The organism is Marivita sp. S2033 (genome assembly GCF_046592965.1).
Classification (GTDB): Bacteria; Pseudomonadota; Alphaproteobacteria; order Rhodobacterales; family Rhodobacteraceae; genus Marivita.
This window is the reverse complement of the sequence record NZ_JBISBV010000012.1, coordinates 45552-58822: the sequence shown is the minus strand read 5'-3', so window position 1 is coordinate 58822 and position 13271 is coordinate 45552. Positions and strand designations below refer to the sequence as shown.

General features: G+C 61.8%; 14 protein-coding genes and 1 tRNA gene. 9 read left to right on the top strand and 6 right to left on the bottom strand.

Features of this window, described 5'->3' with window-relative positions:
* Positions 1–87: 87 nt before the first annotated feature.
* A tRNA-Ser gene (locus tag ACGKZZ_RS15415) sits at positions 88–177 on the bottom strand.
* A gap of 153 nt (positions 178–330) precedes the next feature.
* On the opposite strand from ACGKZZ_RS15415, the gene ACGKZZ_RS15410 reads away from it, so the two are divergent.
* The 8 genes from ACGKZZ_RS15410 (at position 331) to ACGKZZ_RS15375 (ending at position 7660) form a co-directional block, all read left to right on the top strand.
* Complete coding sequence (locus ACGKZZ_RS15410) at positions 331–1152, top strand: DUF2059 domain-containing protein (protein WP_411224476.1); 822 nt, start codon at positions 331–333, stop codon at positions 1150–1152.
* A 204-nt stretch (positions 1153–1356) separates the two neighbouring features.
* A complete protein-coding gene (locus ACGKZZ_RS15405; RefSeq protein WP_411224475.1) occupies positions 1357–2037 on the top strand; it encodes a 50S ribosomal protein L21 in 681 nt (226 codons plus the stop codon).
* A gap of 12 nt (positions 2038–2049) precedes the next feature.
* Entirely contained in the window at positions 2050–2319 is a 270-nt protein-coding gene (rpmA, locus tag ACGKZZ_RS15400) for a 50S ribosomal protein L27 (RefSeq protein WP_411224474.1), read from the top strand.
* A gap of 107 nt (positions 2320–2426) precedes the next feature.
* Complete coding sequence (locus ACGKZZ_RS15395) at positions 2427–2969, top strand: GNAT family N-acetyltransferase (RefSeq protein ID WP_411224473.1); 543 nt, start codon at positions 2427–2429, stop codon at positions 2967–2969.
* Between the two features lie 58 nt (positions 2970–3027).
* Positions 3028–4062 (top strand): GTPase ObgE, encoded by a 1035-nt coding sequence (obgE, locus tag ACGKZZ_RS15390; RefSeq protein WP_411224472.1) that lies wholly within the window; start codon positions 3028–3030, stop codon positions 4060–4062.
* On the top strand, positions 4050–5156 hold the full coding sequence (gene proB / locus ACGKZZ_RS15385; RefSeq protein ID WP_411224471.1) for a glutamate 5-kinase: 1107 nt from the start codon (positions 4050–4052) through the stop codon (positions 5154–5156). Before obgE ends, proB begins: the two co-directional genes overlap by 13 nt.
* 58 nt (positions 5157–5214) lie before the next feature.
* Positions 5215–6480 (top strand): glutamate-5-semialdehyde dehydrogenase, encoded by a 1266-nt coding sequence (locus ACGKZZ_RS15380; protein ID WP_411224470.1) that lies wholly within the window; start codon positions 5215–5217, stop codon positions 6478–6480.
* A 76-nt stretch (positions 6481–6556) separates the two neighbouring features.
* Positions 6557–7660, top strand: coding sequence for an ABC transporter ATP-binding protein (locus ACGKZZ_RS15375; protein ID WP_411224469.1), 1104 nt, complete (start codon positions 6557–6559; stop codon positions 7658–7660).
* On the opposite strand, the gene ACGKZZ_RS15370 is transcribed toward ACGKZZ_RS15375, so the two are convergent.
* The 3 genes from ACGKZZ_RS15370 to ACGKZZ_RS15360 all read right to left on the bottom strand — a co-directional run bounded on the left by ACGKZZ_RS15370 (position 7657) and on the right by ACGKZZ_RS15360 (position 9560).
* A complete protein-coding gene (locus ACGKZZ_RS15370; RefSeq protein WP_411224468.1) occupies positions 7657–8715 on the bottom strand; it encodes a flagellar motor switch protein FliG in 1059 nt (352 codons plus the stop codon). The genes ACGKZZ_RS15375 and ACGKZZ_RS15370 overlap by 4 nt on opposite strands.
* Positions 8716–8906: 191 nt before the next feature.
* Positions 8907–9068 carry a carbohydrate-binding module family 14 protein gene (locus tag ACGKZZ_RS15365; RefSeq protein WP_411224467.1) on the bottom strand — a complete coding sequence of 54 codons (162 nt, stop codon included), beginning with the start codon at positions 9066–9068 and terminating at the stop codon, positions 8907–8909.
* A 75-nt stretch (positions 9069–9143) separates the two neighbouring features.
* Complete coding sequence (locus ACGKZZ_RS15360) at positions 9144–9560, bottom strand: DUF6314 family protein (protein WP_411224466.1); 417 nt, start codon at positions 9558–9560, stop codon at positions 9144–9146.
* A 115-nt stretch (positions 9561–9675) separates the two neighbouring features.
* Between ACGKZZ_RS15360 and purB the strand changes: the two genes are divergently transcribed.
* Positions 9676–10980 carry an adenylosuccinate lyase gene (purB, locus tag ACGKZZ_RS15355; RefSeq protein ID WP_411224465.1) on the top strand — a complete coding sequence of 435 codons (1305 nt, stop codon included), beginning with the start codon at positions 9676–9678 and terminating at the stop codon, positions 10978–10980.
* A gap of 36 nt (positions 10981–11016) precedes the next feature.
* On the opposite strand, the gene ACGKZZ_RS15350 is transcribed toward purB, so the two are convergent.
* Together ACGKZZ_RS15350 and ACGKZZ_RS15345 are read right to left on the bottom strand one after the other, a co-directional pair.
* On the bottom strand, positions 11017–12147 hold the full coding sequence (locus ACGKZZ_RS15350) for a saccharopine dehydrogenase family protein (protein WP_411224464.1): 1131 nt from the start codon (positions 12145–12147) through the stop codon (positions 11017–11019).
* Positions 12144–13196: a saccharopine dehydrogenase gene (locus tag ACGKZZ_RS15345; RefSeq protein WP_411224463.1), complete on the bottom strand. Its 1053-nt coding sequence runs from the start codon at positions 13194–13196 to the stop codon at positions 12144–12146. Before ACGKZZ_RS15345 ends, ACGKZZ_RS15350 begins: the two co-directional genes overlap by 4 nt.
* Positions 13197–13271 lie beyond the last annotated feature (75 nt).

Sequence of the window (13271 nt, the reverse complement as noted above, 5' to 3'; positions counted from 1 at the left end):
GGTTCGGTCGATTTCCGCAAACCCCTTTGATAAAACGGAAAAATCCGTGCCCGTCAGGGCGGTGTCACTGGTTCGCAATGGGGATAATGGCGGAGAGACAGGGATTCGAACCCTGGGACCCCTTGCAGGGTCAACGGTTTTCGAGACCGCCCCGTTCGACCACTCCGGCACCTCTCCGCGGGGGTCTGGTGGGGGGGCGTTTAGCTTTTAGGTCGGGGCTGTGCAACCCATATTTGCGCCTTGCGCCATCCTGCCGACAGGAATGGTTCGGCTTGGCATCCTGCCCCATGCATCATAGGTAACGGGGCAGGGCAATTCTGGAGTAGCGCGATGATCCGCAATGTGATGGCGTCGGCCGTGGCGGGGCTGGTTTTGATGGCTTGGGGCGGTGTGGCGTCAGCCGCTCCGGTGGACGATCTGCTCGATGCGCTGGATGTTCCCGAGCTTGTGGGGATCATGCGGCAGGAAGGGCTCGAATACGGAGTCGAGCTGGCGGATGACATGATTGCCGGCGGCTCCACCGAGGGCTGGGAGGCGACGGTTGAGCGGATTTACGACGAAGATCGCATGTACGAAACGGTGCGCGCGACCTTTGCCGAAGAATTCGGTGAGGCCGACGCGACGCCTTTGATTGCGTTTTTCGACACCGGGGCAGGGCAGCAGATCGTGCGTCTCGAATTGAGTGCGCGCAATGCCATGCGCGATCAGGAAGTCGAGGACGCGGCGCGTGCAGCCTTTCGGGACGTGGAGGACGTGCAATCGGACACGCTTGAGTCGATCACCGATTTTGTCGCAACCAACGATCTGATCGAGGCCAACCTCGTCGGCTCGCTCAATGCAAATTTCATGTTCTACCTGGGGCTGGTCGATGGGGGCGGGCTTGAGATGTCCGAGGCCGATATCCTGACCGAGGTCTGGTCGTCCGAGGATGAAACCCGCACCGATACGCGGGAATGGGTTTATGCGTTTTTGCTGATGGCGTACCGGCCGCTGCCCGAGGGTGTGATCGACGACTACACCGAGCTGTCCAAAACCGATCCGGGCCGTGCGCTCAATCGCGCGCTGTTTGCCGGGTTCAACAAGATGTATGATGATATCTCCTATGCGCTTGGACTCGCCGTGGCGCGGCAGATGCAGGTTCAAGAGCTGTGAGCCGGCATTTTTAATGCCGCATTGGCGTTGACAACGTGCCCTCTTGGCCGCATAAGCCGCCCACACAAGACGGGGCTTCGGTCCCGCCTTTTGTTTTGGTAGACAATTTCGCTCCTGACGGGGCGCGCTGTTCGAGGCGGGGCTTGATCCCGAAACACCGGAACCTCCGGGGCCACAGAACGCGGGAGACAAAGGAAAAGACAGATGTTCGCGGTCATGAAAACCGGCGGCAAGCAGTATAAGGTCCAATCGGGCGATACTCTGCGGGTCGAAAAGCTGGCAGCCGATGCAGGCGAGAAAGTCCAGTTCAATGAAATTCTGATGCTGGGTGGTGACAAGGTCGTCGTGGGCGTTCCCACGGTTGACGGCGCCGCCGTTCAGGCCGAAGTGATCGACCAGATCAAGGGCGAGAAGGTCATCAACTTCGTCAAGCGTCGCCGCAAGCACAGCTCCAAGCGGACTGTCGGCCACCGCCAGCAACTGACGTTGCTGCGCGTCACCGACATTCTGTCGTCCGGCGCTGACAAGTCGGGCGTCAAGGAAGCCGTCGGCGCAAGCATCCTGCCGCGCGTCCCCCGCGATGAGCGGTTTGCCAAGAACCGGACCGAGCAGTCCGAGATGAAGGCCCGCGTCGCGAATGACGAAGCCAAGGCAAAGCCCGCCAAGAAGTCAAAAGCCGCCTCTGGTGGCGACGATCTCAAGCAACTGTCCGGCGTAGGCCCGGCGCTTGAGAAAAAGCTGCACGCCGAAGGCATCACCTCGTTTGCCCAGATCGCAGCCTGGACAGACGCCGACGTCGAGGAATTCGGCGAGAAGCTGTCGTTCAAAGGCCGGATCGAGCGTGAAGGCTGGATCGAACAAGCCAAAGAACTGGCATCGAAGTAAGGAGACTGACCAATGGCACATAAAAAAGCAGGCGGTTCATCCCGCAACGGTCGCGACTCTGCCGGACGCCGTCTTGGCGTCAAACTCTACGGTGGCCAGTCGGCGATTCCCGGAAACATCATCGTGCGCCAGCGCGGCACAAAGTTCTGGCCGGGCGAGGGTGTTGGCATGGGCAAGGATCACACGATCTTTTCCACCGTCGATGGCAACGTGACGTTCCACAAGGGCCTCAAGGGCCGCACCTTTATTTCCGTGCTGCCAGTGGCCGACGCCGCCGAGTAAGCCGACCTTAAGGGTTTTGATCAAAACAAGGGGATCGGCAGAACCGCCGGTCCCTTTTCTTGTTTGGGGGGCGGGCTACCCCTATCTCTGCTATGAGGAGAGAGCAGATGAACCTTAACACCATAAGTGCGGCGCAACCCGTCGTCGCAAATGATCGTTTTGCCCTGCGTCCACTGCGACCCTCCGATGTGGGCCTGATCGAGCATTATCTGCGCGAGAAACGCGTATCAACGATGACCTCGACCATTCCGCACCCGTATCCGCCGGGCGCAGCAGAGGCATTCGTCGAGCGTGTGTCGGCGCCCGATCGCGATGAGGATGCCTGGGCGATGGACGGCACGGCCGACCGCGCGCCCGAATTGATGGGGGTGATCTCGCTCAAGCGGATGGATCGCAACCAGTCCGAGATCGGGTATTGGGTCGCCCCGCCGTTCTGGAACACAGGGCTCGCGTCCGACGCGGTCAAGGCGTTGGTCGAAGCCAATCCGTTCGGCAACCAGACGATTTTCGCCAGCGTGTTTCAGGACAACCCGGCTTCGGCACGTGTCCTGACGCATTGCGGCTTTGAATATATCGGTGACGCCGAATCGTTCTCCGTCGCCCGAAACGCCACGGTTCAAACCTGGACCTACCTCAAACGCATGGGCTGACGCGCCGTTGCAAACCCGCTAAACCTTGCGCGAACCAGCCCGATCAAAGGCATACCACATGAAGTTCCTCGATCTCTGCAAGGTCTATATCCGCTCCGGCTCGGGCGGCAACGGGTGCATCAGCTTCCGACGAGAGAAGTACATCGAATTCGGCGGGCCGGATGGTGGCGATGGCGGTGACGGTGGCGATGTCTGGGCCGAAGCGGTTGACGGGCTGAACACCTTGATCGATTTCCGCTACCAGCAGCACTTCTTTGCCGACAACGGCGTCCCCGGCGCGGGCCGTCAGCGCACTGGCGCCGATGGCAAGGACATTGTCCTCAAGGTGCCGGTCGGCACCGAAATCCTTGAGGAAGACCAAGAGACCGTGATCGCCGATCTGGCAGAGCTCGGCCAGCGTGTCTTGCTGGCGCGCGGGGGCAATGGCGGCTGGGGCAACCTGCGCTTCAAGACCTCCACAAATCAGGCTCCGCGCCGCTCCAATCCGGGGCAGGAAGGGGTTGAGCGTACGCTCTGGTTGCGGCTCAAGCTGATTGCCGATGTGGGCCTTCTGGGATTGCCGAACGCCGGCAAATCAACCTTCCTCGCCGCCACATCGAACGCGCGGCCCAAGGTGGCGGATTACCCGTTTACCACGCTGCACCCCAACCTCGGGGTCGTTGGCATTGATGATGCCGAATTTGTCGTGGCCGATATTCCGGGCCTCATCGAAGGCGCGCACGAGGGCAGGGGCCTTGGCGATGTGTTCCTCGGTCATGTCGAACGCTCGGCTGCGCTCTTGCATCTGATTGACGGCACCTCCGGCACGTTGCTGGAGGATTATCAAACCATCATCGACGAGATCGAAGCCTACGGCGAAGGGCTGGCCGACAAGCCGCGCATTACCGTGCTGAACAAGATCGACGCGCTGGACGACGAGGAGCGCGCCTTTCTCAAGGAAGAGCTGGAGCGTAAATCGGGGCAGGACGTGATGCTCATGTCCGGTGTCTCCAAGGAAGGGCTGACCGAGGTGCTTCGTGCCTTGCGCAAGCACGTCAAGACCACCCGTAAGCGCGAGGAACCTGAACAGGAGCCCGCGCCGTGGCAGCCCTGAACGATGCGCGTCGGCTTGTCGTCAAGATCGGCTCGGCGCTTCTGGTGGACAGGTCAACCGGCGATCTCCGGCGCGACTGGCTGTTGTCGCTGGCGCAGGATGTGGCGCGGATCAAGGCGCGGGGGACGGATGTCATTCTGGTCTCCTCCGGCTCCATTGCGCTGGGACGCGGCGTTCTGAAACTGCCACCCACGGTGTTGCCGCTGGAACAGTCCCAAGCCGCCGCGGCGGTCGGCCAGATTCGGCTGGCCCGCGCTTATGAGGAGGCATTGGCCCCGCACGGGTTGAACACCGCGCAGGTGCTTGTCACCCTCGAAGACAGTTCCAACCGCCGCCGCTACCTCAACAGCCGCGCAACCCTGGAAACGCTTGTCGGGTTCGGCGTCATCCCGATCGTCAACGAAAACGACACCGTCGCGACCGATGAAATCCGCTATGGCGACAATGACCGGCTTGCCGCGCAAGTGGCTGCAACCGTCGGCGCCGACCAACTGATCCTGCTCTCGGATGTGGACGGGTTCTATAGCGCCAACCCGATGCAGGACCCGAACGCCCGCCACTTTCCGCTGATCGACGCCATCACCCCCGAGATCGAGGCGATGGCCGGCGATGCCGGATCGGGCCTGTCCAAAGGTGGAATGAAAACCAAACTGATGGCGGCAAAAACCGCGACCGCGTCGGGCTGCGCGATGGCGATCACCGAAGGATCACCGCTTAACCCATTACAGGCGCTTGAAAATGGCGGCCGCGCAACCTGGTTCACGCCGCAGCTTGACCCGCACGCCGCGCGCAAGCGCTGGATTTCGGCGATGAAGCCGCAAGGCACTCTGACTGTTGATGCAGGTGCGGCGCGCGCACTGTCTGCAGGCACGTCGCTCCTGCCGCCCGGCATCACCCAAGTCACCGGCAGTTTCGGGCGCGGCGATCCGGTGATGATCCGCGACTCCGAGGGCCGCGACCTTGGTCTTGGCCTGACCCGCTACACCGCGACCGAGGCGCGCGCGATCAAAGGGCACAACTCGGCCGAGATCGAGGAAATTCTGGGCTATCCCGGCCGTGCCGTGGTAATACACCGCGACGATATGGCGATCTGATGCGCCTTTGGTGTTCTGAAACCATGCAAGCTAGTGAACCTGCCAAAAGGCTGCCGAGATGAAAGACATGACCGACATTCCCGAAATGATGCGCGACATAGGCCAACGCGCCCGTGCCGCGGCCACGGAACTCGCCTTCGCCTCCGGCGAGCGCAAGCACGCAGCGCTCATCGGGGCGGCGGATGCGGTCTGGAAGAACCGCGAAACCATCATCAAGGCCAACGCGCAAGACCTTGAATTCGGACGTGAAAAAGGGTTGAGCGAAGCGATGATGGATCGCCTCCTGCTGACCGAGGACCGGGTGCGCGGCATCGTCGACAGCCTGCGCGCGGTGGCCGAGCAGGCCGATCCTGTCGGTGCCGTCATGGCAGAATGGGACCGCCCCACGGGCCTGCATATCCAACGCGTGCGCACGCCCATCGGTGTGATCGGCGTGATTTACGAATCCCGCCCCAACGTCACCGCCGACGCCGGCGCGCTCTGCCTCAAGGCGGGCAACGCCGTCATCCTGCGTGGCGGTTCCGAGAGTTTTCATTCCTCCAAGGCGATCTACGCCTGTCTTGTCGAGGGGTTGAAATCCGCGAACCTGCCCGAAGATGCGATCCAGCTTGTCCCCACACGCGACCGCGCGGCGGTGAGCGAATTGCTGACCATGACCGACTATGTCGATGTGATTGTTCCGCGCGGTGGCAAGGGTCTTGTTGGCCTGGTGCAACGCGAAGCGCGCGTGCCGGTTTTTGCCCATCTCGAAGGAATCGTGCACATCTATGTCGATAAAGATGCCGATCCGGTCAAGAGTCTGAACGTGATTCTGAACGCCAAGACCCGGCGCACCGGCATCTGCGGCGCGGCGGAGTGTCTTTTGATCCACCGCGACGTGGTGGACACCATCGGGCAGGGCGTGATCCGGTCGCTGATCAACGCGGGGATCGAGGTGCGCGCCGACGAAACCCTGCGCGCGATCGACGGCACAACCGAAGCGACAGAGGCCGATTGGGGCTGCGAGTATCTCGACCGGATCATCGCCGCCCGTGTGGTCGAGGATGTGGACGAGGCCATCGCCCATATCCGCGATCACAGTTCGCACCACACCGATTGCATTCTGACCGAGGACGACGCCACCGCCGCGCGGTTCATAGAACGCGTCGATAGCGCGATTGTGATGCGCAACGCCTCCACCCAGTTCGCGGACGGAGGCGAGTTCGGAATGGGCGCCGAGATCGGCATTGCAACGGGCAAATTGCACGCCCGGGGGCCAGTTGGTGCGGAGCAGTTGACCAGCTTCAAATATGTGGTCACCGGTGACGGTGCGACGCGGTCCTGAGGGGTTGTCGTGGCCGGATTTCGCTGCTAACTGACGCTAATCCGATAATTTCACTCGGAAAACTCGTGAGGCAGGCTTGACCGGAACCCATCCCCGGCTGGAAATTCGCAATATCGTGCGCGACTTTGAAGGCCGGCGCGTGGTCGATGACGTGTCGCTGGCGATCGAGCCGGGCCATGTGACGTGCCTTTTGGGGCCGTCCGGCTGTGGCAAGTCAACCACCCTGCGGATCATCGCCGGTGTCGACATGCAAACCAGCGGGTCGATCTATGTGGACGGCAATCTGGTCTGCGACACGGTGTTTCGCGTACCGCCGGAACGTCGCTCTATCGGGCTGATCTTCCAGGATTTCGCGCTTTTTCCTCATCTTAGCGTCGGTGACAATGTCGGGTTTGGTCTGACCGGTTCGCGCAAAGACAAGCTGCCGCGTGTCTCGGCGCTGCTCGATCGGGTGGGGCTGCTGCATTATATCGACGAATATCCGCATCAGTTGTCCGGCGGTGAACAGCAGCGCGTGGCGCTGGCGCGCGCGATTGCGCCGAAACCCTCCATCATGCTGATGGACGAGCCGTTTTCCGGCCTCGACAACCGCTTGCGCGATGGTATCCGCGACGACACGCTGGCGCTCTTGAAGGAGGAAGGCACGTCGGTGCTTCTGGTGACGCACGAGCCGGAAGAAGCGATGCGTATGGCTGATGAGATTGCGCTGATGCGGGACGGCAAGATCGTGCAGCGCGGCGCGCCCTACAACATTTACAACGCACCTGCCGACAAGGCTGCGGTGTCATTTTTCTCGGATATCAATCTGGTCGAGGGAACGGTGCAGGGGGCGCTGACCGACACACCGTTTGGTCAGTTTCTCGCCCCCGGCGTGCCCGATGGCGGCGAGGTCGAGATCGTTTTTCGCCCGCAGCATGTGGGGATCGACTTTGACCGTCATGGCCGCGGGCCGAACCCGACGCCGCTGGCGGGGGCACCGGCCAGGGGTGTTGTCGAACGCGCGCGTTTCATGGGGTCGGAAAGCCTTGTTGAATTCCGCATGGACCACGATCAAAGTCTGATCCGCGCGACGGTGCCCAATGTATTCCTGCCCAACCCCGGAACGGTGATGTGGCTGACCGTTCGGCGTGACCGGTGTTTCGTGTTTCGCAAGGACAGCGGATCGGTGATCCGGCGTTAACTCTCGTCCTCCTCGGCGCTGGTGCGCAGGGTGATTTCGCCGCTGTCCGCAAGCGCCCGAACAGCACGAACAATGTCCCCCATCGCGGCCTCGGCCTGCTTTGGTTTGATGTCTCCCAAATCTTCAGACGCCTCACGAAGAGATTCCGCCATTCGGTTGGAAATGTTGGATAATATAAATTCGATTGTTGCGACATCCGTCTCGGAAACGGCGCCGGAGATGGCTTGCGCGAACACCTCCTGATCGACATCCCGGGTGAGTTTGGGAATGTCGATGGGGCTCATCCGGTCGGGGATGTGGGCAAAGGTGAAGATGGATTTGCGCACCTCTTCGGCGAACATCTTGTCTTCTTCATCCAGCGCGGTCAGCAGCTCATCCCGCTTGGCGGCGCGGGAAAAATTCAGGATCGCGCCGACACGTTCGGACGGTTGCGAGCGAAACGCCTTGGGTGGTTCGGCGTCGATCTGCGTGGCCAGGCTGATGCCGATCCGATCCACCGCGTCGGGTGTCACGGCGTCGGTCATGGACATGGCATAGGTGATGCGGCGGGCAACGTCGCCGGGCAGGCTGCTCAGCAGGTCGGCGGCTTTGGAGACGTCGAGTTTGGACACCATCACCGCGACCACCTGGATGGATTCGGACCCGACGAGCGCTTGCAGGCGGGCGTTGGGCAAGGCGGCGATACGCTTCCACGGATCACCGATCTGGCGTACACCCGCCTCCTTGCGCAAGCGCGACGCGGTTTGATCGCTGATCTTGCCATCCAGCGCAGACAAGGCGCCTGCAATATCGCCGGGAAAGGAAAGCCCAATTGAATCAAGCTCGTGCGCGAATTCCTCAATAACGGAATTCATCGTGTTTCGATCAATATAGCGCATCTCGCCCAACAACTGGGTCAGTTGCATCTGCAAATCCTCGGGCAAGGCGGTCAGTGGCACATCGGCGCCTTCCTTGAGGATGAACTGCACGACAATCGCGGCCTTGGCCCGTCGCGACAGCCGGACGACCGGAGCGGAGTCCGGGCGCGGGCTGGGAATTGCGGTGAGTTGTGACATCGGGCTTACTCCGTCGTGATCTCATCGGAATAGGAGATCGAAGTTAAGAAAGCGTCAGCGCTCTGATGAAGCCGGGCACAAAATGTACGGTTTGTACGCCCGAGCCGTACGATTGATCCGTACGGCTTGCAGATGGCGAAAAAAAGACGGCCCATCGGCCGCCCTCATGAGTTTCAAACCGGTCCGGTTGGTCAGCCGCTCACGACTTTGCATGTGTTGGTGTCGGCATCGAACACGGTTCCGGCGGAACAGGTCATTGTGACGTGCTCCTTGCCCCAGCTGCACTCCGCGAAACTGGCGGTCGCGCTGGCGATCAGCAGGGCCGATGTGGTCAGAAGTGTCTTGATGGTCATCAGTCATTCTCCTGTTTGTGAGTATCAAAATCTAGCACGGTTTTCCGATTTGGCAAAACCGGAACTGATATGACGTCAGGCGCGTGTGAAGAAAGTGATCATCCGGTAGGATTTTCGCGGGCCGGAGACGCTCCACGTGCTGCGCCAGCGGGGCCAGTCGGTGAAGTCATATGACACGGCATAAGTGTCGGGATCACACCAGTGGGTGGCTTCGGGGGCGGACGTGGTGAAGCGATGAAAGAATGTGCCATCGGCGAAGGAAACGGCAATGGACGCGCCATCGTCTGCCCAGTGATAGCGGCGTTCGGCATGGAGTGGCATTTGGCCGGCAAGGCAAAGCGTGCCGCTCTCGAAATAGCGCAAGCCTGACGCGTCCGGCTCAAACAGCGCCGTGCCGTCAAAGCGCCCGGTCGATCCGGCGTGATCGTCGGTGATCGTCCGGCTGAGCTGCCACGCGCCGGTGAAATCGCCAAGCGTCGGCGGGGTGCTCACGGGCGCGGGTTCAGGGCAAAGCGTCTCATGGGTGGTGGCCTCTCTTGTCGGTCGCGGATGTGCAGTTTAGGACTGCGCGCAACATCCGCAAGCCAGCACAGAAAGGATCGCACGCATGATCCCCCGCTATTCCCGCCCCGAGATGGTGTCCATCTGGGACCCTGCCACCAAGTTCCGCATCTGGTTCGAGATCGAGGCCCATGCCTGCGATGCGATGGCCGATCTGGGCGTGATCCCGCGCGAAAACGCCCAAGCCGTGTGGAAGGCCAAGGACGTGGAGTTCGACGTGGCGCGGATCGACGAGATCGAGGCGGTGACCAAGCATGATGTGATCGCGTTCCTGACCCATCTGGCAGAGCATGTCGGCAGCGATGAAGCGCGGTTTGTGCATCAGGGCATGACCTCGTCGGATGTTCTCGACACCACCTTCAACGTGCAACTGGTGCGCGCCGCCGATATCCTCATCGCGGACCTCAAAGACCTGCTGGCCGCCCTGAAACGCCGCGCCTATGAGCACAAGGACACGATACGCATCGGGCGGTCCCACGGTATCCATGCCGAACCCACGACAATGGGCCTGACCTTTGCCCGTTTCTACGCAGAGATGGACCGCAACCTCAGCAGGATGCGCGATGCCCGCGCCGAAGTGGCAACGGGCGCGATTTCGGGCGCTGTCGGGACGTTCGCCAATATCGACCCGGCGGTCGAGGAGCATGTCTGCGACAAGCTGGGCCTCGTGCCAGAACCGATCAGCACGCAGGTCATCCCGCGTGACCGGCACGCGTCATTCTTTGCCACGCTGGGCGTGATCGCCTCCTCCGTCGAAAACATCGCCATCGAGATTCGCCATATGCAGCGCACCGAAGTGCTGGAAGCGGCGGAGTTCTTCTCGATGGGGCAAAAGGGCTCGAGCGCGATGCCGCACAAAAAGAACCCCGTTCTGACAGAAAACCTGACCGGCCTTGCCCGGATCGTCCGGATGGCGGTGATCCCGGCGATGGAGAATGTGGCGCTGTGGCACGAGCGCGACATCTCGCATTCCTCGGTCGAGCGGATGATCGGGCCGGACGCGACGATCACGCTGGATTTCGCGCTTGCACGGCTGACCGGGGTGATCGACAAGCTGCTGGTCTACCCTGAGAACATGCTGGCAAACATGAACAAGTTTCCCGGCCTTGTCATGTCGCAGCGCGTGCTTCTGGCGCTCACGCAGGCCGGCGTATCGCGCGACGACGCCTACCGGCTGGTGCAGCGCAACGCGATGAAGGTCTGGGACAACCGCACCGATTTCCGCGAGGAACTGCTGGCGGATGATGAGGTGCGGGCCGCTCTTTCCGAAGAGGAGATCAACGAGAAGTTCGATCTTGGCTACCACACCAAGCATGTGGACACGATTTTCGCCCGTGTGTTCGGCGACTGATCCGGCGGGTCGGGCGCTGTGCCCGACCCAATACGCTCATGCCAGATGATCCACCACCATCAGGCGCTGTGCCAATGTCTGCACCTCATCAAGCCAGCGGTTGACCAACCGGGGATCGCTGGGTGCCGGTGTGACGCCCGGTGCGATTTCGCGGTTGAGCACGGCCTCGACGGCCAGTGACACCGGAACCGACACCAGCCGTGCCATCGCAGACCCTCGGGCGTCGCCCCAGGCATCCATGACATAGGTCTTGTGCCATACCGCGCGGCCGTCTTTCTCGGCCAGCAGATCGACGCAGAGCACGACGCGGTCCGGCTCGTCGGTGTCGTAAGCGTTCTGTTCCAGAAGGTCGTTTGCCATCTCGGTCAGGCGTGCGTCGCTGGCGGTGCCGACTTCGGCAAAGATATCCGCCCATGCCTCGGTCCAGCCGTTCAGGCGCAGCGTGCCGCGGACGAATTCCTTGACCTTCCAGCGCGGATCGAACCCGTAATCGGCCATGAAGGGCAGGCTGTCGCGGTTGGGGTAGACCTCGAAGGTTTCAGGCGTTGGCAGCGGCGCGTCATAGCGGCTGATCGCGTCCCACGGGTGTTTGATGTCCAACTCGGTGAAGTGGCGGATGGATTTCGACGGCGAGCGCAGCGCCTTCAGAACGCCGACGGGCGCCCAGCTGAACTTGTAGCGGAAAGCGTTGGCGACTTTCGGGATGCCGCCGCAGTAGGATTTGAAAGAGATCGTGTTATCAACGTCATACGCGGCACTCTTGCGGTAATCCGCCACCAAATGATGGGCCATCAGATGATCGATTCCCGGATCGAGCCCGACCTCGTTGACCAGCGCGACTCCCGCCTGTCTGGCGGCGCTGTCCAGCGCGCGCATCTCCGGTGCGATATAGGAGGACGAGACGAAATGCGCGCCCTTGTCGATCGCGATCTGCGCCAGTTGGACGTGCCAGTCACCCGGTAACATCGACACGATCACATCGCCTTTGGCGGTCGCTTGGGCCAGGGCGTCGGCGTCGAATGCACGAATGTCGTCGGTCAGATCGCCAACCGCCTGCCGCGCTTTTTCCACGGTCCGGTTCCAGACCGTCACAGGTGTCTTGTTCTTGAGCAACCGCCGCAAACCGGGAACCGTCGAAAGCCCCGTGCCGCACCAATGAACCGTCATGTCGTCACCTTCTGGATATATGTCTTGAAATGGGTGTTCGCACGGCCCCAGACGCCTTGGTCAAGGGTCTCCAGCGTTTTGAGGTGGGGCAGCAGTTGAGCTGCGAAATCGGTTGAGGATTCGCGCGGCAGAAGCGACGGCAGGTTGTCGATCGCCATCACGTCGAGCGGCGGGTCGTCGCAAACGCGGATCACAGGCGCGTCCCAGCTTGTCGCGCGATCATAGACCTTGACCGGAGAAAAATCACTGTCGGGATCACAGGCGATGTCACCGATCACACGCAAGGCGCGCGGATCGCTGCATGTCGTTTCCGGCACAAACACCGGAGTGCCGGGGCGCGCCAGGATGCAATTGAAGAAGAGCGTATGGTCCATCACTTCGGGAAACGGACCACCGCTTGCGGTTTCGGCCATGTCCCATTTGGTGACCGTTAGACCAAGCGCTTCGCACAGATCGCTGGCGCCGGTGCCGACACGGCCCAGAGCGCCGATGACCAGTGCATCCGGGCGCTTGTCGGCAAGCGCCGCGCGCACCTTCTCGCGCATCGCCTGCGAGGATTGCCACGTGGTCACCGGCGGGCACTCGCGCCCGTCCTGTTGCGCGGCATAAGCCAACAGCGACACAGCCGCGCCTGCATAGCCTGCCCAATAGCCGAACGCGGCGACGCGGCGGCCATCCGCATCTTCGAGATATTCGAGATCGTAAAGCGCGCCACCGCCCGCCTTGAACCGCGCCAGCAGCCGCTGGCCGTCGGGTTGGCCCTTATAGGCATGGCCGAACATGATGTGGCGATGGCGCAGCGGCGTGCCGTCGTCGGGCAACTCCTTCAGCCCGAAAATGATCGCCGCCTCCGGTGCGTCAACCCAGGCACCCTCGGCGGCGATCTCTGCGCCGGCCGCGCGATACTCGTCAATCGGGATCACGCGCGTCGGGCTTTCCTCGACCGTCACTTGCATCCCTTGCGCGATCAGCGCGGCGACCCCGTCGGGCAGAATGCCGACGCGGTCTTCATTGTCGCGGCTCTCCGCGCGCACCCAAAGGTGGGTCATGGCGTCTCCAATTCGATATTTCGCGCCACCCTAGCCAGAGCCAGCGCGGGACAAAACCCCGACGACCCGGTTTCT

Excerpts from the sequence above, each read along its gene's own strand:
- ACGKZZ_RS15410 (WP_411224476.1), top strand. The coding sequence starts at position 331 with ATGATCCGCAATGTGATGGCGTCGGCCGTGGCGGGGCTGGTTTTGATG.
- ACGKZZ_RS15405 (WP_411224475.1), top strand. The coding sequence starts at position 1,357 with ATGTTCGCGGTCATGAAAACCGGCGGCAAGCAGTATAAGGTCCAATCG.
- rpmA (WP_411224474.1), top strand. The coding sequence starts at position 2,050 with ATGGCACATAAAAAAGCAGGCGGTTCATCCCGCAACGGTCGCGACTCT.
- ACGKZZ_RS15395 (WP_411224473.1), top strand. The coding sequence starts at position 2,427 with ATGAACCTTAACACCATAAGTGCGGCGCAACCCGTCGTCGCAAATGAT.
- obgE (WP_411224472.1), top strand. The coding sequence starts at position 3,028 with ATGAAGTTCCTCGATCTCTGCAAGGTCTATATCCGCTCCGGCTCGGGC.
- ACGKZZ_RS15380 (WP_411224470.1), top strand. The coding sequence starts at position 5,215 with ATGAAAGACATGACCGACATTCCCGAAATGATGCGCGACATAGGCCAA.
- ACGKZZ_RS15370 (WP_411224468.1), bottom strand. The coding sequence starts at position 8,715 with ATGTCACAACTCACCGCAATTCCCAGCCCGCGCCCGGACTCCGCTCCG.
- ACGKZZ_RS15365 (WP_411224467.1), bottom strand. The coding sequence starts at position 9,068 with ATGACCATCAAGACACTTCTGACCACATCGGCCCTGCTGATCGCCAGC.
- purB (WP_411224465.1), top strand. The coding sequence starts at position 9,676 with ATGATCCCCCGCTATTCCCGCCCCGAGATGGTGTCCATCTGGGACCCT.
- ACGKZZ_RS15350 (WP_411224464.1), bottom strand. The coding sequence starts at position 12,147 with ATGACGGTTCATTGGTGCGGCACGGGGCTTTCGACGGTTCCCGGTTTG.
- ACGKZZ_RS15345 (WP_411224463.1), bottom strand. The coding sequence starts at position 13,196 with ATGACCCACCTTTGGGTGCGCGCGGAGAGCCGCGACAATGAAGACCGC.